The sequence below is a fragment of the Alteromonas sp. KS69 genome (assembly GCF_003989595.1).
Lineage (GTDB): Bacteria > Pseudomonadota > Gammaproteobacteria > Enterobacterales > Alteromonadaceae > Alteromonas > Alteromonas naphthalenivorans.
Genome location: NZ_PYHU01000004.1, coordinates 85419 through 107636 on the forward strand (window position 1 = coordinate 85419; position 22218 = coordinate 107636).

19 protein-coding genes are annotated in these 22218 nt (G+C 43.5%); 8 read left to right on the forward strand and 11 right to left on the reverse strand.

The genetic code is table 11. The annotated features are described in order from the left end of the window. Window positions 1-273 precede the first annotated feature (273 nt). Window positions 274-483, forward strand: a complete 210-nt coding sequence (locus tag C7Y69_RS02925) for a cold-shock protein (RefSeq protein WP_013786252.1) — start codon at window positions 274-276, stop codon at window positions 481-483. 136 nt (window positions 484-619) lie between these two features. Further along, the gene (locus C7Y69_RS02930; RefSeq protein WP_013786250.1) at window positions 620-1387 is read left to right on the forward strand and encodes a hypothetical protein; all 768 of its coding nucleotides are present in this window, start codon (window positions 620-622) and stop codon (window positions 1385-1387) included. An 82-nt stretch (window positions 1388-1469) separates the two neighbouring features. On the opposite strand, the gene cysK is transcribed toward C7Y69_RS02930, so the two are convergent. After that, window positions 1470-2426, reverse strand: a complete 957-nt coding sequence (gene cysK, locus C7Y69_RS02935; protein ID WP_126871747.1) for a cysteine synthase A — start codon at window positions 2424-2426, stop codon at window positions 1470-1472. Window positions 2427-2545: 119 nt separating this feature from the next. Between cysK and C7Y69_RS02940 the strand changes: the two genes are divergently transcribed. Together C7Y69_RS02940 and C7Y69_RS02945 are read left to right on the forward strand one after the other, a co-directional pair. Further along, on the forward strand, window positions 2546-3019 hold the full coding sequence (locus C7Y69_RS02940) for an Lrp/AsnC family transcriptional regulator (protein ID WP_013786248.1): 474 nt from the start codon (window positions 2546-2548) through the stop codon (window positions 3017-3019). Window positions 3020-3193: 174 nt separating this feature from the next. Beyond that, entirely contained in the window at window positions 3194-4789 is a 1596-nt protein-coding gene (locus C7Y69_RS02945) for a methyl-accepting chemotaxis protein (RefSeq protein ID WP_126871748.1), read from the forward strand. Window positions 4790-4822: 33 nt separating this feature from the next. Here C7Y69_RS02945 and C7Y69_RS21495 read toward each other — a convergent pair whose 3' ends face one another. The 4 genes from C7Y69_RS21495 to C7Y69_RS02960 form a co-directional block, all read right to left on the reverse strand. Then, entirely contained in the window at window positions 4823-4987 is a 165-nt protein-coding gene (locus tag C7Y69_RS21495) for a hypothetical protein (protein WP_167347530.1), read from the reverse strand. A gap of 261 nt (window positions 4988-5248) precedes the next feature. Continuing rightward, on the reverse strand, window positions 5249-6259 hold the full coding sequence (locus C7Y69_RS02950; protein WP_126871749.1) for a cytochrome d ubiquinol oxidase subunit II: 1011 nt from the start codon (window positions 6257-6259) through the stop codon (window positions 5249-5251). Window positions 6260-6268: 9 nt separating this feature from the next. Then, a complete protein-coding gene (locus tag C7Y69_RS02955) occupies window positions 6269-7630 on the reverse strand; it encodes a cytochrome ubiquinol oxidase subunit I (RefSeq protein ID WP_126871750.1) in 1362 nt (453 codons plus the stop codon). 11 nt (window positions 7631-7641) lie between these two features. After that, window positions 7642-8199, reverse strand: coding sequence for a GbsR/MarR family transcriptional regulator (locus C7Y69_RS02960; RefSeq protein ID WP_013786244.1), 558 nt, complete (start codon window positions 8197-8199; stop codon window positions 7642-7644). Window positions 8200-8469: 270 nt separating this feature from the next. Between C7Y69_RS02960 and C7Y69_RS02965 the strand changes: the two genes are divergently transcribed. Then, on the forward strand, window positions 8470-9504 hold the full coding sequence (locus tag C7Y69_RS02965) for an energy transducer TonB (protein WP_013786243.1): 1035 nt from the start codon (window positions 8470-8472) through the stop codon (window positions 9502-9504). Between the two features lie 160 nt (window positions 9505-9664). Here C7Y69_RS02965 and C7Y69_RS02970 read toward each other — a convergent pair whose 3' ends face one another. The 5 genes from C7Y69_RS02970 to ubiD form a co-directional block, all read right to left on the reverse strand. Further along, complete coding sequence (locus tag C7Y69_RS02970; RefSeq protein WP_013786242.1) at window positions 9665-10639, reverse strand: substrate-binding periplasmic protein; 975 nt, start codon at window positions 10637-10639, stop codon at window positions 9665-9667. Between the two features lie 66 nt (window positions 10640-10705). Then, window positions 10706-12088, reverse strand: coding sequence for a M28 family metallopeptidase (locus tag C7Y69_RS02975; protein ID WP_013786241.1), 1383 nt, complete (start codon window positions 12086-12088; stop codon window positions 10706-10708). 156 nt (window positions 12089-12244) lie between these two features. Beyond that, window positions 12245-13594 (reverse strand): hypothetical protein, encoded by a 1350-nt coding sequence (locus C7Y69_RS02980; RefSeq protein ID WP_013786240.1) that lies wholly within the window; start codon window positions 13592-13594, stop codon window positions 12245-12247. A gap of 236 nt (window positions 13595-13830) precedes the next feature. After that, window positions 13831-14526 carry an NAD(P)H-flavin reductase gene (gene fre, locus C7Y69_RS02985; protein WP_013786239.1) on the reverse strand — a complete coding sequence of 232 codons (696 nt, stop codon included), beginning with the start codon at window positions 14524-14526 and terminating at the stop codon, window positions 13831-13833. Window positions 14527-14549: 23 nt separating this feature from the next. Then, window positions 14550-16037: a 4-hydroxy-3-polyprenylbenzoate decarboxylase gene (ubiD, locus tag C7Y69_RS02990; RefSeq protein ID WP_013786238.1), complete on the reverse strand. Its 1488-nt coding sequence runs from the start codon at window positions 16035-16037 to the stop codon at window positions 14550-14552. 247 nt (window positions 16038-16284) lie between these two features. Here ubiD and C7Y69_RS02995 point away from each other — a divergent pair, with 247 nt between their 5' ends. The 3 genes from C7Y69_RS02995 to C7Y69_RS03005 all read left to right on the forward strand — a co-directional run bounded on the left by C7Y69_RS02995 (window position 16285) and on the right by C7Y69_RS03005 (window position 20242). Beyond that, a complete protein-coding gene (locus C7Y69_RS02995; protein ID WP_126871752.1) occupies window positions 16285-16536 on the forward strand; it encodes a TIGR02647 family protein in 252 nt (83 codons plus the stop codon). 266 nt (window positions 16537-16802) lie between these two features. Further along, window positions 16803-17447 (forward strand): tetratricopeptide repeat protein, encoded by a 645-nt coding sequence (locus tag C7Y69_RS03000; protein WP_126871753.1) that lies wholly within the window; start codon window positions 16803-16805, stop codon window positions 17445-17447. Between the two features lie 461 nt (window positions 17448-17908). Next, on the forward strand, window positions 17909-20242 hold the full coding sequence (locus C7Y69_RS03005; protein WP_126871754.1) for a TonB-dependent receptor: 2334 nt from the start codon (window positions 17909-17911) through the stop codon (window positions 20240-20242). A 181-nt stretch (window positions 20243-20423) separates the two neighbouring features. Here the strand turns inward: C7Y69_RS03005 and C7Y69_RS03010 are convergent, their stop codons facing one another. Beyond that, window positions 20424-22109, reverse strand: a complete 1686-nt coding sequence (locus tag C7Y69_RS03010) for an alkaline phosphatase D family protein (protein WP_126871755.1) — start codon at window positions 22107-22109, stop codon at window positions 20424-20426. Window positions 22110-22218: the final 109 nt, after the last annotated feature.

The window sequence follows — 22218 nt, forward strand, 5'->3', positions numbered from 1 at the left end:
ACGCTCGGGTGAAATTTTTATGAAATGCATTTTTTAGTGAATAAATTGTATATTAATCAGTTCGAAGAGTGTTATAGTTGCTTTGGCTTTAAGCCAAATGTCTTTGAATAGACGAGATATGAAATTATTTGCTATATGTAAAACCGCTCAAGTTACCTTGTGATTTGTAGTAAGTTGTTGCCCATTCGTAAGTAAGACCAACTCCGCCTATTAAAGACACTCGCTATACGCGCTTATTGCGCAATTTAATATGATATTTGAGGTCTATACGACATGTCTAAAGTTACAGGCACCGTTAAGTGGTTTAACGCTGATAAAGGTTATGGTTTTCTAACTCAAGATAACGGCGGTAAGGACGTATTCGTTCATTTCCGTGCTATCGTTTCTGACGGTTACAAAACTCTTCCAGAAGGTCAGCGCGTGGAATTTGAAGTAGAAGAAGGTCAAAAAGGTCTTCAAGCTGCTAACGTGCACGCCATCTAAGAAATTCAAAAACGGCGGTCTGAAAAGACCGCCGTTTTTCTTTCTTTTATAAACACTACATTCGTTAATATAGTTGGTTTTCCCGCTATTAAGTGCTTTACTGTTTCAGTAATAAACTTAATGAAAGGATTAGCTAATGTTAAGGATGAATAGTGTTTTTTTCGCTTTTGTTCTATCTACCACGTTTATATCTTCTTCGCCATTCGCGCAATCATCCAGTAATATACAAAATACTTCCCAAGGCACCCAAAATGCCAGCAGCGCCACTAGTAACCAAACCAGTAGTAACCAAGCTAATGCTATTGCCATGCTGTTTGGTGAACCGATTACCTTAGCTGACATTACTCCCGACCAAGACACTATTTCAAAAACTCGAAAGCAAGCGCCAGACAACGTTACGCAGCTTGTTACTCAGATGAGAGCTATTAACCTAGCGAACCAAATTATAGAAGCCGTGCTCAGCGACTATGCTAGCAAAAACAATATCAAGGTGGACGAGTCCTTGGTTGAAGCTTTTAAGCAAAAGTTTGGGTCAGAATATGAAAAAAACAATAAGAAAATAGCTGCTAAGAAAGATGCTCAGCAAGAAGATAGTGATTTGAAGGAAAGTACTAGCGCTGAAGATACTGCCAGTATTGATGAGATTGCATCAACCCAAGTAGAGCGCTGGCAAATAGAAAAACACCTATATAATACCTATGGAGGGGTAGTGATATTCGAGCAATCTAATCCTTCCATGCCAGTGGAAGCATACTTAACGCTAATGAAAGAATACGCGAGCGCAGGTAAGTTCAACGTGGTCGATGCAGCCTTGGCTGAACGCTTTTGGGCAGCCTTCGAACCGCCATACGAATTTGTAATAGCACCTGAAGATGTCGACTTTAATCAACCTTGGTGGCGTTAATGCATAAATGGCAGCCTTTGTAGGTTGCCGATAATCACGCCGTTACTCGCCGTTACTCGCCGCTACTCGCCGCTACTCGCAGTTAGTCGGCGAATAACGGGGTAGAAAAGTAACGCTCAGCGCCGTCGGCAAGAATGACAACGATGTTTTTTCCCTTATTGCTAGGCTGTTGAGCTAATTGAGCGGCAGCAAACAGAGCGGCTCCGGAAGATATCCCTACCGCTAAGCCTTCTACTCTAGCAATTTGCTGAGCGTAGGCTATAGCTTCATCGTCTTCTACCGTAATTATCTGATTTATCTGGCTTACATCAAGCACGTCAGGCACATGGCCTGAACTTAACCCCTGAATATTGTGCACGCCACCGTGTCCTTTGCTTAACACCGGACAACTTGCTGGTTCTACAGCCACTACTTCCAAATGAGGAATATGAGCTCGCATGCTTGTGGCTAAGCCAGTGAGCGTACCGCCAGTACCCACGCCTGCAACCACAATATCAATATGCCCATTAGTATCGCGCAGCAGTTCCTGAGCGGTAGATTGGGCATGAGCGTTAGGGTTAGCTTGGTTTGAAAATTGGGACAGACCCACTGCGTTTGGGTTTTGCTCGATAAGTGCAGCAGCTCGTTCTATAGCTCCTTTCGTTCCAAGGTCTTTCGGTGTAGTCACTACCTGTGCGCCATAGTGGCGTATTAGCTTTTGGCGCTCGATTGACATATGTTCTGGAATACATACTGTCAGCTTAATGCCGTAAATCGCGCAAAGCCAAGCACAGGCCACACCGTTGTTTCCTGATGATGCTTCAATTATTTCGGTTTTCTCATTAAAGGCAGCGCTTTCCATTAGGGCAGTAAGCATGGCCATTGCCGGTCTGTCTTTTATCGACCCTGCAGGATTGAAAAATTCCACCTTGGCTAAAAGCGTTGCATCTACGTTATGACGTGCAGCAAATTTACTCAAGCGTATTAATGGTGTGTTTCCTATGGTGTGGGTTATATCGTCAACCACACCAGGCATGGCATTTATCGCGTAATCAAGCATTTCAAAAAACCTATAAGTCAGTCTTACTCAATAATGACAGCTAGAAAAAGAGAAATTTACTCATTACTCCCCATTTGATAGGCTGGATTTGGTAAATAATTCTAATTTAGAGGAAGGTAATGAAAAATATTGCTCTTGATGGGGTTGATAAGGCTATATTGTTGCTGTTGCAGCAAAATGCCGACGTGCCGGTTGCAGATATTGCGGAGAAAGTGGGCTTAACGGCAACGCCTTGCTGGCGACGTATACAGCGGCTTGAAGCCCAAGGCGTTATCTCCCGTCGCGTAGCATTATTACAGGCGCACAAATTAGGCTTGGCAATGACGGTATTTGTGCAAATTAAAGCCGCACGTCACGACGGGAAGTGGTTAACAGATTTCGCCAAGCATGCTTCATCGTTTGAAGAAGTGGTAGAATTTTATCGCATGTCTGGAGAGTACGACTATTTGCTTAAAGTGGTGGTAACCGATATGGCTGCGTTCGATCATTTTTATAAAAGACTCGTTAATGGGATTGATCTTAACGATGTCACTTCTAGTTTTGCCATGGAGCAGCTTAAATATACCACTGCACTTCCGCTTACTCACCTTTAATAATTACCTAATAATGCTTACGTTTTTTGTGATTTACGAAAGTAAAAAGGCAGAGCTCGGGTCTAGGTTACTTATGGGTTGCTAAAGACACTATTATAAGTTTTTTATTGGTTTATGCTTCAAAGTGTCTACAGTAATACTTTACGTTAATTTTTTCCCCGAAGGCAGTATGCAATGTTAAACACTATAAAAGTAAGAATTTTAACGGGTTATGCAGGAATATTACTCGCAACCTTAATTGCTGCCGTGGTGTTAACATTGAACAACAAGCAGGTCACGCACCAAGTCGATACTTTTGTGAGTGAAACCTTACCCGCGTTAAGTACATTAGATAATGTGCAAAGTAACAGTAAGCAACTTGTGTTAATTGGCTTCTCACTTTATGGCACAACGTTATCGGGCAATGCCTTTGATGAACAAAAACAAGAATTAGAGCAAAACGTTGATGCTGGATTCAAAGCATTAGGCTATATGGCCGGTGATACCCTTAAATCTCAGTTCAATTCGCTAGTTTCAAGTATGGATTCACTTCAAGCAACTATGTCTGCCTCGCGGGTTGATTGGGATCGTGCCCGTGACGATTTACAGTTAGTTAATGAATTAGCCTCTGTTTTTGACAACGCATTAATTGAAGTAAGAAATCAGGTGGCAAGCAAAGCCGGTGAGCGTTCTCAGGCGATAGGAAGTCAGTTACAAACCAGTCAATTCACTATTTACTTTCTCGTGCTTATTCTAGCTGCTGTTGCCATGGCTGGTTACCATAGTGCTAAAAAACAAATTGCGCAGCCGATAGAAGGCATGGCTGAGAAGCTCGATAGTTTAGCGAAAACTAGGAACTTAGTAGCGCGCCTTCCAGAACAAAGCACCCATGAACTTTGTAGAATGACCAACAGTATTCATGGTTTGGTATCTGTGTTTCAGGCGGGTATGAAAGAAGTGAAAGGCGCCGTTTCTGGCATAGAGGGCGCGGTGAATTCTCTCTCTACAACTACAGAGCAGTCAAGTTCGTCGGTGGATAGTTTACTCACCGATATTACCGGCCTTGTAAACATTATGGACTCGTTAGAGTCAGACATGGTGGAAAGCCTTCAGCGTTCACAAACTGCAGCAAGTGCAGCCCAAGACAGCGCAAAACAGGTGGATGCAGGTCGTGTACAAGTAAAAGAGACCGCCGACGCTATTTCTGACTTGGCCAATGATATTGAGCAAACGGCGAGTATGCTAGAAACCCTTCAAGTTGAAGGGAACAATGTTTCAAGTGTAGTGAAGACCATTGCAGAAATTGCCGATCAGACAAACCTACTGGCATTAAATGCTGCTATTGAAGCGGCAAGGGCAGGGGATTCTGGCAGAGGTTTCGCGGTAGTTGCGGATGAAGTGAGAACACTAGCAGTAAGAACCCACCAGTCCACGGTTGAAATTAATACCATGCTTGAGAAAATTGTGGTTTCAATTACCTCTGCAGTATCTACTATGAGCTCAAATCAAAACAAGGCACATGACTCAGTGGGGTTAGCTAATGATTTGGTCTCAACCCTTGAAGCAGGAACGCAAAGCATTTTGGCGTTAGTGAGTGTTAGTGAAGAAGCGGCCGTATTGGCGAAACATTCACAGTTGCAGGCCAATGAAGCGAAAAATGGTGTTAATCAATTTAAGAATTTGGGAGATAGACTGTCTCAGAACAACAGTCAGGTAAACGATGCGGCTGAAGATTTGTCTGCACTTGCAAATGGATTAAGTGCTAATGTGAACCAATTTAAAATAGGCTAATGCAAGAAGGGCCCTGTTAGGGGCCCTTCGTTACTAATGCTGTTGTTCTTCAGTTTGCTTGCTAGCAAAAATCTTGGATTTCTTTTGGATCTTACATCCTAAAATATTTTGAGCATTTTTCCGACCTATATAGTAAGCCACTGTATAGGGGTGAGCACGCCTGAAGAACCTTGAAAATGATTTAACTACATTGTTCATAATGGTCTCCTTTTAATTCTGCCCAAAATAAGCATACGTATATTTAATTATTATGTCAACACTGTCACAAAAGAAATATATAAGAATTTTGTTTGATTTTTGGTGTAATTATTTGTTTACAAGTGTGTGAGGTCTAAATTAGAAAAAAAGTGATCTAGTGAAGTTGCAAGGAGCTGAATATGTTTCGGGTGAAAAAAAGGCTCCGAAACCAGGTGGTTAGGGGCCTATTATCTTTTTTAAGGGGGAACTGGTAGACAGGCGCTAATAGTAGCTAAGCTTTTCTGATTTACCTGAAAATATTTTGTATACCATCGCGGTGTAAGCCAGAATGCAAGGTACTACAATAACGACACCCACTAATAAGAAGCGAAGTGAGTTAGCGTCGCTAAGTGCATCTTGAACCGTAAGGTGTCCTGGTATGACAAACGGGTAGTAGCTTACCCCGAAGGCGGTGAAGCAAAGTACAAACACGGTTAATGCTATGGCAAAAGGCATCCATTCGCCTTTCCCGCCCGCATCAGGTAGCTTTTTCAATAACACGCCACATAAGCTAAGTAATAAAAAGCAGGCAACAGGAATAGCCATCAATACATAGCCAATAGTGGATGATAACCACAAGTCACGCACATCATCATGTAAGAATAAGTTTGCTAGGCTAACCGCGACTATCCCTATAGAAAGCGCAAACAACCCTCTGCGCGCCCAATAATAGGCTTTGGCTTGTAAGTCGTTCTCTGCTTTTAATATTAACCAGCAAGAGCCAATAAAAGCATACGCAGCCGTTACACCAATAGCAGACAATAAGGCAAAGCCTTGTGCCCATAAGTCGGTACGTAAACCTGTTACATAAATGCCTAGCATATAACCTTGCGCCAGCGTGGTAAGTAATGAACCGTACTTAAAGGTGAGATCCCACTTACGCTTATGCACTTGAACGACCTTCGCCCTAAAATCAAAAGAGACGCCACGTAAAATGAGCCCTAATAGCATTATAGTTGCGGGAATATAAAGGCTTTGAAGCACCTCACTGTGTGCTTCGGGAAAAGCAATCAGCAGAAGCCCAACGGCCAATACCAACCACGTTTCATTGGCGTCCCAATAGGGCCCAATAGACGCAATCATATCGTCACGAAACTTTTCTTCTCGGGGCGGTATTAAAACACCTACCCCTAAATCGTAACCATCTAAAATAGCGTACAGCAATACTGCCAGCCCAAGCAGGCCAACGTAAATATTCCCTAATGTTTCTGCTGATACATTTTCGAATAACATAGCTGCTCCTTAAGTGTTAGCCGGCGACATTTTGCTAGCTTTTGCCATTTCACGCTCTTCCGTAGAAATCTCTTCAATTTCAACGGCGCGGCGACACATCAACATGAGCGTTCCCATATAAGCGAACAGCAAAATTGTATAAATTGTGGCGTACATGGTGAACGAGAAAGCGATATTCGCAGGAGGAAGTGTTGTTACCGCTTCTTGAGTACGTAAAACACCACTGACGAGATAAGGCTGCCTCCCAATTTCAGTCACATACCAACCGGCTAAGGTTGCAATCCAGCCGCTGAATGCCATGCCAGCGAATACTCGCTTGAGCCAAAGTGGGAAAGATTTCCCTCTAAGTAAATAACTACTGCCAAGCCACGAAACCGCCAACATTAAAAAGCCCATGCCTACCATCACCCGAAACCCGAAGAATACAGGTGCTACTGGCGGATGCTCGCCTTCAAAGTCGTTTAGGCCTTGAATTTTGCCATCCATTTTATGGGTTAAAATTAGGCTCGCGCCGTTGGGTACCGGTATTTCGAAGTGATTTTCTCTGCTTTCTTCGTCGGGAATAGCAAACAACAGTAAGGGCGCACCCTCTGTGGTATCCCACAAGCCTTCCATTGCGGCAACTTTTTGTGGTTGATGCTCAAGGGTATTTAATCCATGCATATCGCCTGCAAAAATCTGCAAAGGAATAAGCACTGCCGCGGTATAGGTTGCGGTTTTAAGAGCAAGCTTTGGCGCTAGCTTGTCATCACCTTTCAACATACGGTAGGCCGACAAACCGGCAATTAAGAAACTGGCCGTCAAACCCGAAGCTAGCATCATGTGTACAAAGCGATACGGGAACGAAGGATTAAAAATAATTTCGCTCCAATTTACCGCATACACAACGCCATCTATAACTTCATGCCCCTGAGGCGTTTGCATCCAGCTGTTAAGCGCCAAAATCCAAAAGGCTGACATGGTAGTGCCCACTGCCACAATCAATGTTGAAAGGGTGTGTAACCAATTAGGGACTCGGCGAATACCAAACAGCATAATACCAAGGAAGGTGGCTTCTAAGAAAAACGCAGTAAGGACTTCGTAGCCCAATAGGGGGCCTGCCACATTACCCACCCGCTCCATGAAGCCGGGCCAGTTGGTACCAAATTGGAAAGACATGGTCACGCCACTTACTACACCAAGTGCAAAGCTTAGTGCGAATACGCGCACCCAGAAGCGGTACATACGCATCCAAACAGGGTGGCCGGTTACATTTGAGCGAAATTTGAAGTAGAAAAGGAACCATCCCATTGCCATGGTGATAGTAGGAAACAGAATATGAAAACTAATATTTAATGCAAATTGTAAACGAGACAGCAAAAACGCATCCACAGATAGTCTCCTTAATTAACGGAATTTTTTCCCGGAAGAATTTTGTCTTTCAGTTCTAACATACGGCCAACACCCGAGCCGAGTTTCATCAAGGTGTTAAGTTTATCGGGGCCTAGGTTTTGAAGCTCTTGTGACCATGCCGTTACCGACTCTAATAAGTCATGAATTTCATTCAGCTTATCTTGTGCGTTGGCTTCAGTTTTGTTGGCGGGCGTATCGAGTAATAAATCTCGCAATAAACTCATGGTAGGGTCTATTTCGCGTTTGCGGCGCTCTTCGAATACGCGGTTTGCTAGGGTCCAAATGTCACCGCCTGCAATAAAGAACTCTTTTCGTTCGCCAGGGACAAGGTGCTGTTTTACCAAGCGCCACGACTGAAGCTCCTTTAATCCCATGCTGGTGTTGCCGCGAGATATATTTAGCGCGTCGGCGATTTCTTGCGCTGAGATGGGTTCATCAGCAAGTACAATCAGCGCCAAAATTTGGCCCACAGTACGGTTAAAGCCCCAACGACTGCCCATTTCGCCGAAATGCATAACCGCGGAAGTAATAAGTGGTGTCATTTTCATGTCTATACCTGCTGAACTTTCAGAAATTACTGAAAGTTTATGCCGAAGTTTGATTGAGATCAACAAGTATCAGATGAAAATTATGTTAGGAGGAACTCGAAAACGACATAAATGGGCATGGTGAATCTTATGTTCGTTGATAAGTTGTCTCGTGACGTTTCGATTTATTGTTAAGTTTAAAAGATAGGTGCTATAAACAATATAGAATTAAACAGGAAACGCGATGTTGAGGTTTATTACTTTTAACACGCTAAAAATTAGGGATAAATTGTGAAAATATTTTCTGCGCTATTATGCGTGTTATTGATCGTGTCCAGCAGCTTCTCTTTTGCCAATGGTAACAGCAAAGAAGTTAAAGCCGCCAAAATAATAAAAAATGCTAATAAAGTGGAAGAGACCTTTACCTCGCGCGGAGGCATGGAAGGTTGGACAAGAGTTTCATTTATAATAGACAAAGACGGCACAACGAAAGATATCGTTGTTTTTGATTATTCAGGCAAAGACAGATATGTCAAAAAAGTCACTAAATACATAAGAAACCTTCAATATTCTCCTGCGCTCGTTAACAATAAGCCAGTAGCAAGTGCTCAAACTCTGTTTGTTAAACACACATACTCAGAGGCTGGCCATAGCGAAGGTAGCGTGACGCCTGCCTTTGCAAAAGAATACCAAGCTACCATAGATGCGCTTTCTAGCCCTACCGCAGATATGCTTAACATAAAAAAATCCATAGACAATTTGGTAGAAGACCATACTAAAAATTTAAACGAACATGCTTTGGCTGCGTGGTTAAAGTCTATCTATTATTATAAAAATGAAAATTTTTTAGAATATATGCGCCAATCCCAAATTACAGTAGATTTATACGAACACTTGCCTATAGCAATATTGGCTAAGTCGACGGTGAATCTTTTTCAGTCACAGCTTTATTTCGGCAATTTTAATGGTGCCGCCGAAACCCTTTCGCGAATGGGAAGTGTTAATGGCCTTAATTTATCTGAAGAAACCTATCAACAATTTGCAGATGCACTGAAGGCTGCTAAAGCGACTGGGTCAGCAAACGTCACTAAAGGTCAGCTGAGTCATTTAGGCGCGTGGTCTCAAACGTATGATCCCTCAACATTTAAAGTTGAAGTTTCTCAAGGGAATGTTGATTCAGTGGAGCTTAGATGCAACGATTATCAACAAAAATATATAGAAGGTTGGGAGAACAAAATAGAGTTTCCGGCGCAAACTTCCGATTGTATTTTGTTAATCAGAGGGGATGCTGGCTCAACATTTGATATTCTTGAAATCACTAGTTGAAAATTAAGAAAGCGAGAGCGGTTTCGCAAAATGATTGACTATAAGGGCGCTCTTCTACAGTGCTAGCAAAAGGCACTGCTAAAATCTGCTCCTAAAAAGCGCAATAAAAAGCGCAATAAAAAGCGCAATAAAAAGCGCAATAAAAAGCGCAGTTAAATAACTACCAGCGTCTAATCATGGTTTTATAAACATCAGGGTCGAGCAAACTTTCTCGCTCGGCCTTAACGCCATCAAGCATAGCCATCGCTTCAGCTTTCGTTTCAACGATAACACCATCAATAACGTAAATACTGCTATCACCAGGTAACGATTTATCGAGTGGGTAGGCGGTAAGTGTATCTGTGGGTACAAGGCTCACACTAGTTTCACCAATATAGTCGGCGATACCGTCGTTGTTAATGTCTTTGGATAGCCAAGGTAGCCCCAGAATTTTATTGTAACTGCCATCTTGTTGCATGACCTGAATGGTTTGTTCAAACGCTTCAATAGTGGCCTTAGCGTTAGGCGTACTTGTGCCAAGTGCCAAGGAAAAACCAGCGTTCATCAACGATGCTGAAGATACGTGTAAAAGCTCTTCACCGTCTTTATCAAGAAGTAAATTAAACTCTTCAATCAACAAGTGGGTAGTAATTAAATACGGCGCTCTGTCATCGGCTAGCTGCTTAAAAGCGTCGTACGTGCTGGGATTACGTGACCACTTGATTTCTTTTAGCATGCGGAACTTTGGCGTATTAGCAAAGCGGTTTTCTATCGCTACGCGGCTGTCTTTTAAATGCGGTATCAGCTTAATCTCTTCAACATCGTATTTTTTACCCGTGGCATATAAATAGATGGGAAGGTAGGGGGCTGAAAGGGTAACCGTGTCTTTTCTTTCACCTAAATCTATATAGGCGAACTCGCCATCCACCTTACCAGAACGTACTGCGCTACCTAAGAAAGCATCGCGCATAACCTGAAGCTCCAGGTCGGTTTGCATTCGCGAGAACGCCGCTTCAACGATAGACGTGAGTCTTGAAGGTTCGCCCTCATCGCTTACGTAAGTTTCAAATGGCGCTGCGGCAAGTGTGACACTGTTTGCCTTTAACGGCGCCACCACGGTGATAAAACTTAATAAAGCGATGACTCTCACCAACACGGGCGACATCTCCAAAACAACATTATTATTATCTATAGGCGCTATTACCTATCAACAGTATAACCGTTACTGGCCAAAACTGCCTGCAGCGCCTGGGAATACAACTGGGCTTTCAATGCCATCGTTGTTCACACTGGCAACCCCGAAAAAGTAGTTGTCAATTACTACGTTTTCTAACGTGGCTTCGTTCACCTTACCAACAAACTTACTAAATTCCCATTGCGGTGCATCGGTATGACGCCAGTAAACTTTATAGCCCGACAGTTGAGGGTTTTGCGCTGTATCTGCTATATCCCACATTAATGTGGTAGAAGGCTGAACGGCGCCTTTAATTTTTACGTTAGCTGGCGGGTTGGGCGCCCAAGCCATAGCCGCTAGCGATACTGCGTTTAAACCCGTTAGCTTGGCTGCGTAATCAAAATTCACACCGTCTAAGGTATCGCCATACTTGATACCATCTTCTTCTCGAAGATCCTGATGCTGGCGAGTGTAGTTTTCATTGGTTTCCATAATACGAATACCGGGGAAACCTAAATCGTTGAAGGGGCGATGGTGCCCGCCACGACCAAAGCGATCTAATCGATAAATGACCATGGTATCTAGATTCTCAATGTATTGGTCGGCAATGTTATCAATGTATCTTGCTAAGTTTCTGCTTGGTGAATCGACTTCTCCACCTGTGAAGCGGCGGGTGCGAGCTTCATCTGTGGTTTCGGTTACGCGAGTGCCTTCAGCAAATATGCGCGCCGTGGTGTTGTTGATAACCCCATTAACGCCCTCTATATTGCCAATCATGTCGTTGTTCAATACTGCTTTTAACCGCCAGCCATCTTTTTGAACTTGGTTTGCCATAATACGCCCACCAAACAGGCCTTGTTCTTCCCCTGCTAGTGCGGCGTACACAATGCTACCGTTAAATTTATATTTCGATAGTATGCGTGCGGCTTCCAGTGTTCCAGCTACGCCCGATGCATTATCGTTTGCGCCAGGTGAGTCTGATGTGAAATCCATCACATCAGATACGCGAGAATCTATATCACCAGACATCATCACGTAACGTTCTGGATCGGTACTGCCGCGTTGAATAGCAATAACGCTTACTACCTCGACAGGGTCGGGTATACGTTTTTCACCGCTAATGGTTTCAGACTGAAAATACACGTCTAAGCAACCACCACATTCGGCTGATATCTTTTCAAACTCAGACTTAATCCAGCGCCTTGCGGCCCCTATGCCTCGGGTATCTGATTCGGTTTCCGATAAGGTATGTCGGGTTCCAAAATTCACAAGGGTGGTGATATCGCTTTCAATGCGCTTGGGGGAAATGTCTTCGGCTATTTTGTACAAGGCTTGTTGTTGTTCATTTTGCGCTTGCGCTGTAAAGGTCAAGGAAAGTGGTAATACTGCTAACGCTGAAATTTTTACGAATGTAGGAATGCTTTTTATCATTGTTTTCTCCATCTCTTTTTTTATAACCATACTGGATACGAAAGAAAGCAACAAATGGGGTTAACGTGTGGAGAAGTTAATGGTCGAATTAAAAGGTGTATTAAGAATAGCCTCTTCAAAAAGAGGCTATTGACAAAGGTGAAAGCAAGTTGCTAACTATCTTGCTATATAAAGGGCACCAAATGAAGAATTACTCCAATCAGATAAAGATTCAAGATAATCAGTTGTATTTAGTACGTCTTCCGCTCGCAGATACAAGAACCCTGACTCTATTTCCTGTGTTATGTCTAAATCTAGTTCGAAAGGTAAAACAACATCATCAAAATTCAGCGTATCAAGAATGCTCATTGAACCTTGAGCGGGAGTGGTCAAGCTGAAAGAAAATTCACCATCTGAACTGAAATACAGGTAAACATTGTCGGCACCGGTATTGGAGAAATCATAATCGTCGCCTGAAAGCATATCTTGAGCGGCTTCAAGGAATGGGGTTGGTTCCATCACGGTAAAATCGACGACGCCTGCATAATCTGAATCGACCGAAACACCAGACACCATGTCCATCCAAACGAAACCTTCTATGTCATCAAAAAGTATCTCATCATAGGTTGTTTCTTGAAATGTAAGATAGGTTTCCAAGTTTTCGCTTTCGCTGTAAATAGGTAAACTTTGCGGTAAAAAGGCGAGTGAGTCAGCGCCTGTGTAAAAACCAAAAGAGTGTAAATCTTCAATCTGGCTAGAACTTGATACGCGGTAATTGCTTTCAGTAAATACAGGGGTATTGGTGACTAAATAAGGAACGTTCGTATTAAGGTGTGCATCTGATAGTGAAATATTATTCGTGCTATCAACGTCATAATCAGATATCTCGGTGCTGTACACCTCTATTTCTTGGTACGGCTGGCCGTTAATGGGAGTTGAAATAACGACTGCTAAACTAGGCCATTCGCCATCAACCGCTCTACACACTTCCGCTTCAGCCACGTCGTCAATGCTAGATAAATACGTTTGCTCATTAGTATTGGCCGCAGATGCACGCACGGTAACACCGCCTGATGAAGTAAATTCACTGATATCAAAAGTGACACTCTCGCATTCACATTGAGTCACATTATCATCGGCACCGGGAAAGGAAGTCATATCAAAAATTTTATCGGCGGTAACCGACACGTAGGTTTTTACTTCAGGAAAGCGGCCACTGTCGCCGATTGAGAAAGTAATTGAGCTGAAAGTGGCTACATCACCATAGTCTATCGTAATATCGCCATTTTCATCGGCTTCATAGACTTCTACAGCGTCGCCTGATGCATCATGCCGTACGATAACCGCTTCAGGTTGGGGAGTAATAGTGCCGCACTTCGATGTGTAAGAGGCGTTAACAATATATTCAAATGAAGAGTTTCCGCCACCAGATGGAGGCGTTTGTGTATCTGGGGTACCATCGCTACCACCGCAGCCAATCAAGCCCATGGCGACTGAAGCAACAAGAAGATTTTTGGTGTTATACATGATTTACTCCTACATACGTCAAGAAAAGGCGCAAGCAAAAGCAAAAACAAACAATTAAGGTGGCAATGCTTCTTGCTAGGCCAAAAAGGGCTATCCCGCCCTTTGGATACCGATTATAACAAAGCAACTCGTTGAGCAGTCAGTGGGAAGGTGCTCAACGCTTTGTTAATCAATTTTCATACTATCTCTGTATGTACAAAGTCACCATTTTAAAATGTAACAATATGTACGTATGTTTAAATAAACGCGAAGGCATCGCCAAATAGGTTTTCTACTTTTAAGCCGCGAACGGTAAAGTCTTCACGTACAGTTTTAGCCATTTCAAAACGCCCTGCTACATACACTTGCATGTGTTCGAAGTCTGTATGGTCGGCTAATACTGCATGGTGAACCCATCCTGTTCTACCTTTCCAGTCGTCTTCGGCAAATTCCACTACAGGTACAAAGGTAAAGTTATCGTGCTTGGCAGCGAGTGCATTTAGCGCTTCTGATAGATATAAATCACCGGTATGACGGCCTCCCCAATAAAGGGTAATAGGTGTTTTATCACCGCTGTTCAGGTGCTGCTGTAATATAGAGTAGGTGTAGGAAAAGCCTGTGCCGCCAGCGATTAGTACCATCGGCAAGCCATTTGATTGTAAAAAGGCTTCACCGTTATTTACGCTAAGACTAATTTCGCCTTCTTCTTTCATACGACTTAATACTTCGCCGGCGAAAGTATTGCCAGGCTCTGCGCCAATGTGAAGTTCAATGCGTGAATTATCATAGGCTGCATTGGCAATAGAGAAGGGGCGCTTGTCTTTTTCGCCCATATCAATAAGTGCGTACTGGCCTGCTTGAAAGGCAACTGGCGCGGGAGGTGTTAATTCAATTTTGTATACTACGTCGGTTAACGGCGTGATGCTGGCAACCTTACATTTAATTTCTGACATGTAATCTCTTCTTACGTTTGCTGTTAGCGTTTCGCCGTTGGTAAGTCCATGATACCAAGTTCATCCCAGATATCATCCACCCGTTTTTTCACGTCTTCGTCCATCACAATGGGTTCGCCCCATTCACGGTCGGTTTCGCCGGGCATTTTATTGGTGGCGTCCATCCCCATCTTCGACCCAAGGCCAGACACTGGCGAAGCAAAATCTAAATAGTCGATGGGAGTATTTTCAATCATAACCGTATCGCGTGCCGGATCCATACGCGTGGTAATGGCCCAAATCACATCGTTCCAGTCGCGGGCGTTTACGTCGTCATCGCACACTATCACAAACTTTGTGTACATAAACTGTCGTAAAAACGACCAAACCCCCATCATTACGCGCTTAGCATGACCCGGATATTGTTTTTTCATGGTAACCACAGCCATGCGGTAAGAACACCCTTCTGGCGGTAGATAAAAGTCTACAATTTCTGGAAACTGTTTTTGCAAAATAGGCACGAATACTTCGTTTAATGCTACGCCTAAAATAGCTGGCTCATCAGGCGGGCGACCGGTATACGTTGAATGGTAAATAGGATCTTTACGATGGGTAATATGGGTTACCGTAAACACAGGGAAGTCATCAACTTCGTTGTAGTAACCAGTATGATCGCCGTAAGGCCCTTCGGGCGCGACTTCGTCTTGTGCAATATAACCTTCCAGAACAATTTCAGCGCTTGCAGGCACTTGCAGGTCGTTACTTATCGATTTAACCACTTCAGTTTTATCGCCTCGCAACAACCCTGCAAAGGCATATTCGGAAAGGGTGTCAGGCACAGGAGTAACGGCACCTAAAATAGTGGCCGGATCGGCCCCTAGTGCCACGCTTACCGGATAGGGTTTTCCTGGGTGAGTTTGGCACCATTCACGAAAATCGAGCGCACCACCACGGTGAGATAACCAACGCATAATAAGCTTGTTCTTACCGATAACCTGCTGGCGATAGATACCTAGGTTCTGGCGGTTTTTATGCGGGCCTTTAGTCACACTTAACCCCCACGTAATAAGCGGCGCGGCATCACCGGGCCAGCAACGCTGGATAGGCAGTTTACCTAAATCGACATCATCACCGGTTAGTACGACTTCTTGGCAAGGTGCTTTTTTTACGACCTTGGCTGGCATATTCAGTACCTGTTTAAAAACAGGCAGTTTTTGCCATAAATCCTTTAGCCCTTTAGGTGGTTCGGGTTCTTTTAAATAGGCCAGCAATTCGCCCACTTCTCGAAGTGCCGCAACCGACTCTTGCCCCATTCCCATTGCCACACGTTCTGGTGTGCCAAATAAGTTGGCCAATACAGGCATGCTATGGTTTTTAGGGTTTTCAAATAATAGCGCAGGGCCACCAGCACGTAGTGTACGGTCGGCTATTTCGGTCATTTCTAAATCGGTATCGATTGGCTGGCTAATGCGAACCAATTCACCTTTGGCTTCCAACTGGTGAATAAAGTCACGTAAATCTTTGTACTTCATTTGAACAGGGGGTATCCGCAGACTAAAGTTAGGAACAAGAATATACTATTTCGACACAAAGTCCGATCAGTTCAGTGGGCTAAAAGGGTGGCTTATCAAGTTTTAGCGGCGTATGTTGATAAAATAATCTGGACACCCTACGTAAATGGTAGTCTGATAGCGTTAGTGCGGTTGAACTTCAAGTAGTTGAACTGTCTATATAAAAGAGTGAATAACAATAATACCCTTTTTTGCCTAAGGTGAGTGTATGACAATATTTGACCAGGACATGCTCGACGAACTTAACTTATTAGTTAAGTTTCCTACAGACAGTTTATTACAAGGCCTAAAGATACATCACGATGCCAGCCAATCAATGGTGAATGCCGCATCAAGACTTTATACAAAGGGTCTGATTACTCAGCCCGATGGCGGTTATCTTACCGATTTAGGAATAGATTTGGCCGATCATTCTCGTCATCTACAATCAGCGCTGTGTAATCGCAAAAGTAGCCACTAAAGAATACACGCTTGTAGCGGGGCTGCTGTTTAGCCTGCCCCGTTAAACAAACCCCGTTAAACTATCATTAAGTATTCGCTTTAATGGCCGATAATTAAACATAGCCATTAAGGTCTAGATGTAAATATCGTCATATTCATACCGTTATTTGTTTCTCGGCCTTTATACCTAACCGCTTAAGAAGCATGGTTTGAAGACATTAACCCCAGACTTTAACTTAAGACATTAACTCAAATCACCAACGTCTAAATAAAGAAGCCATTGATATGAAACTGTATTCACTGCCCACAATTTGTTTATTGCTTTCTACACTTTTCAGCGCCTTGGCGTTGGCTGAAGGGGAAACTATTGATGAAATTCGTGCGGTGCAGTTATACGATCAAAATGCGCTTATCGATATGATTAATGCCAATACTCACTTAGATAAAGTAGTCGCCGATAGATGTCAGCTAGTGCAAGATATAGAAGCCCGTGCGGATATACTTAAAGTGCCTGCTTATCAGTTTTTATGGGGGGACATGTTAGCGTGGGGGGTATGCGTTGATGCTGAACCTGCCAGGGGCATGACCCATATTGAAGATGCGGCGAACCAAGGTTTCCCTGCTGCGTTAGAACAGTTAGGTCGTTACTATGCGAACGGTACTTTAGTACAACAAAATAAAGAAAGAGCGGTAGTGTATTTGCGAGAAGCCGCAGCGCTAAAAAGTTTAAAGGCGCAATTGCAGTTAGTTGAGCTATTTCTTGACGGTTACGGCAGCCCTTACGACTATCAAGATGCCTATCATTGGTTACATAACTCAGTCACTAACGACAAAGCGCAGCATCAAAAAATAGCCAGTTACTTAAGCAAGCTTGAACAGCTAATGCATCCTAAAGCAGTACGCGCAGCAAAACGCCCACTAGACAGCTAATCTACTTAAGCTAGCAATCACTAGTAGCACGTTCGCTCGCCATTAAGCACGTTCGCTAAAAAGTATATGGCGCGCTCGAAAACTTCCCCCACTGCAACAATGCTTGAGCAAATTCACTTCGCCCGCAATTCACTTAAACCGCAATTCACTTAAAAAGTAATATAGTGCGACTTTAATAAATTAAGATCGCAAGAAAAAACGCCCAGCAGGCTAACAAGCGCTTCTTACCCCAAGCCATCACAGTCATGTGTAGTTATATACGTGTATGATAATTATTGGGTTTTGAAACATGTTGTCATAAAACTGCCTCTTACCTGTCACCTTCGCTTCATCATTTCGTCTTATAACAAGATTAGATTCATCTGCTTTGCAGAGCTCTGACCACTACTGCAATAAACCATGAAAAAACACACACAATTAAGCGCAGAACACACTAACGAGATATTCATTAAGGGACACACATGTTTTCAAAAACGCTATTAGCCAGCGCTATTTTTAGTGCATTGGCCGCCCCAACATTTGCCAATACAGATTCACCAGCAGATGAGAAAGACTACATTGAAGAAATTACCGTTACTGCTCAAATGCGTGAGCAATCAATAATGGATGTTCCGGTAACCATGGATGTTATTTCAGGCGACTTTTTAGAGCGCACAAACATTATGGAACTTGATGAACTTTCTCGCGTTTTGCCAAACGTTCAAATTCAAGAACAAGCGGTAAGCCTACCTTCATTTAATATTCGTGGCGTTACAGACGACGGCTCTTCCGTTTCGGCTACCCCACGTATCTCGGTATATCAAGATGGCTTCGATATCAGTAAGAAAACGGTATCAAGTGTGGCGCTTTACGATATTGCTCGTGTTGAAGTATTAAAGGGCCCGCAGCCCACACTATTTGGTGTTGCCGCGGCTAACGGTGCTATCAGTATTCACTCTCACTTGCCTACCAATAAAAAGGAAGCAACAGTTCAGCTAGGTTACGACACTGAGTCGGGCAAAGAAGCCGAGTTCATGGTCAATACACCTATTAATGACAATCATAGCGTGCGTATTGCCGGCTTATATCGTCAGATGGACGGTATTGTAGAAAACAATGCCTGCTCTGAAGACAGCTACTATGGCAACGCCGACATGATTGATCATTTAGGTAATACCGTGCCCTGTAACAGTGAAGATCTGCAAGGTATTTCAGTACAAGCCCTACGTGGTACATGGAAAGCCAGCTACGATAACTTTGAAATAATAGCCCGTGCTTCAATGGAGTATAACGACCAACCAGGTATTGCATTTAAATCAGGCTCGATTGCGCCTAATGGCGGCGATACCAGCCCGTTTACAGCGGCTGAATTTAGTATGGGCAGTGAGCTTGGTATTGAGCGTACACTGCAGGCCTACGATATTTCATTAGATTACGATATTAGCAACACCTTAATGTTTCATGGCGATGCGTATTATAAAGATGTAGAAGTGAGTGAAGGGTTTGATGCCGATGGTTCAGCCCTAAAAATTCAAGATGCCTACTTCGATAACGATGCAACACTAAGCGGTGGTTCTATGCGCTTGGTTTATGATTCGGGCGAAAAGCTGGTGGCTTTTGTGGGCGCCTCAGTAAGCCAAGATGATTCGATACTACCTTACTATGTGATGGTAGACCCGTTTGTACGCGGCACGTTCGATGCGGTAAAAGGCCAATTAGAAGCGTCTTCGAATATTCCGCTAAATCAAAACATTGCTACCGATGCCTCGCTTGAAGAAATTGAAGCTTTGCGCGCTATGTTAGTGTCTTCATTGTTTAATGCCGATGGCACGCCAATTTCAAGTGCAGACTTCCCCTCTACTATAATTCAAGGCCCGTACATCTTTGAAGCTGAGTTAGACATTACTTCTTATGTGGCAGAAGTTTCTTACTTTGTGACTGATAAAGTGAATGTGACCGCCGGCGTGCGCTACATTGATGAAACTCGCTATACCAAAAATACCTATACATTAGATTCAGGCACGTTTGAATTTGAGGGGGAAGGCGACTTTGACGATACGCTACCTCGTTTTGCTGTAAGTTATGACATGAACGATAACTGGAATCTCTATGCGAACTACGCCCGAGGCCGTCGCTCACCTGTAGTTAATGCCGACTTCTCTGGTGTATCGACGACTAAAGCTGAAATTGTTGATAGCTACGATTTAGGCGTTAAATATCAAAGTAACAATTTCACCTTCTCCGGTGCGGTTTTTACCTATGAATATAGCGATTATCAGCAGTCTTATACTGATCCTGAAACTTTACAATCCATTACCGTAACCGTGGGTGATTCAACCATGTCCGGTATTGAAGGCATGGGAACCTACCATTACAGCGATACCTTATCGATTACCGGTAGCATTGGTTTCTTAGACGCAGAATTTGCTGATGAAACGGCCGATGGTAGCCCATTTCAATATGCTGGCAATAAATTCCGCTTAGCGCCAGAAGTGAGCGGTGCGATAAACATCAATAAGGAATTTGAAGTTCAGAATTGGTTAGTAAATGTGAATTGGTTAACTAGCTTCCAGTCTGAAGTATTCTTTGAAAGCAGTAATTACCCGGGTTTATCGCAAGATACTCATTCTTTAACAGATATTTCAGTACAGTTCTCACAAGAAGCCAGCAGCTTTGCGTATGAAGTGTATTTAGAAAATGCCTTCGATAAAGAATATGTAATTGATGCTGGTAATACGGGTGGTGGTTTAGGTATTCCTACCTATGTTCGTGGTATGCCGCGCATTGCAGGCGTTCGCTTCTACTATAGCTACTAATATCGGTAGCTTTTAAATAATAAAAAATCCCGTTTCGCTTTTGGCGGTAACGGGATTTTTTTTGTCTTGGTGCTAGGTGGCAAGTAACGGGGCTAGCGCTTTACTCGTATCAATTCAGACTTTGCCCAGCCACTACTTACTTTTTTACTTAGCCTCTACTTGGCCACTAATCAGGCTTTCGTCAGCCCTCAATAACAAACTCATGACTATTTACTGTACTGGATGATGTGGATTTAATCGTATCTACATAACGCCACGTGGCAACCGCCTGTTTTTCAGTAAAAGATACCGTTAAATATCCCCGCTGATGCAAATTGCAATATGCTAAATCATCGATAAGCACAGGAAGATCCTCCGCCATAATTTTCGCAGTGTCAGCATCCATTTTTAAATAATGCTCCATACCCGGCGATGAAACACTGGATGTGGCAAGCTCCGTTGCCACCGCGGTGCCATCTTGCAAGGTTAAGGTGTTATGCCACGCATTGTGCGTGTCGCCCGCTAATGCGATCACTGGTTTATTTAATTGTTGCACTGCGGTTAGCAATTTTTCCCTTTCTACCGGATAGCCATCCCAGGCATCAAGGTTGTATGGCATGGCAGCGGCTAGCAGCTTTTCTTCTTGTGCTGAAATGGTTTCTCCGGCTAGCTTTCTGCGTTTGCTATTTGCAAGGGCGTGCACATGAGCAGGAATTTTTTCAAAAGGGACACCATTAAAGATAGAGGCAGGAAACATCATGCGGCCAATTAAAAGCTGCTGCCCTAATACTTGCCACTTCGCTTTGCTATCGTTCATGGCCGTGTTAAGCCATGTTCGTTGAGCATCCCCCAGTAAACCTCGTTCCGGCGCACTAATCGCTTTGGTGAAACCGGCTAAATCAAAAGCCTTGGAATTAGTAGCATCTGGGTCGCGAAAGTCGCTATAGGCTAATTGCTTATCTCGCGCTAGTACACGTGTATCTAGCATGTATAGGTCGACTAAATTGCCGAACGTAAACTGGCGATATATTTCTAATCTGCTTTCACCGAAGGTAGGTCGAATGGGTAGCCATTCATAATAAGCTTGCACCGCCGCGGCTCTACGGGCGTAAAAATCCCCTTCATCCTCTTGATGGTTTTCGGCGCCGTCTTTGTAGGTGTCGTTGGTGATTTCGTGATCGTCCCACACCACTATAAAAGGCTTAGCACGGTGTAAATCTAACAAGCCTTGGTCGGTACGATAGAGCGCATAGCGTTTACGGTAATCTTCAAGGGTATAAAGCTCGGTGTCGTTGTCTTCGGCAAACGTGCGGCCTAATTCTTTAGCATATTCGGTGGCATAGCCTTCGCCATCATATTCGTAAATGTAGTCGCCTAAATGCAATACAAAATCAATATTCTGTTGTGTTGCAGCATCAGCATAAGGCGTAAAAAAGCCCGCAGGGTAGTTAGAACATGAAAACACCCCGAACGTTACCTGGCTTACGCTTTCTTTCGGTAAGGTTAATGTTGTACCTACTTCGCTCATACTATTTGCGCTTTTAAAGCGATAGTAATAGCGGGTGGCAGGATTTAAACCGGAAACATCAACTTTAACGGTATAGTCTCGTGATTGCTGGGCCTGAGCAATATCACTGGCAACAAGCGTACTAAAATCTTTTGACTTAGATACTTCCCATAAAATATTGGCGTTTACTGCGTTTTTGTCGGGCAAAGCACGGGTCCAAAGAATAACGTTATTATGCAGAGGGTCGCCGCTGGCAACGCCATGAGTGAAGCTGGCACTATCTTGTGGCTTTTTAGTAGAAACACAGCCGGCTAAACCTGTTGCAATGGCAACACTGGCACCGGTAATAGAACTTAATTTAATAAAAGAACGTCTGTCCATAAGGCATGTCCGTAAGCGTTATTTTTTTAGTGATTGAGAACTAAAGATATATCGAAAGTGTATGACACTGGCATGGCAGTTTTATAACGTAATGTTTTGTGCAGATTGC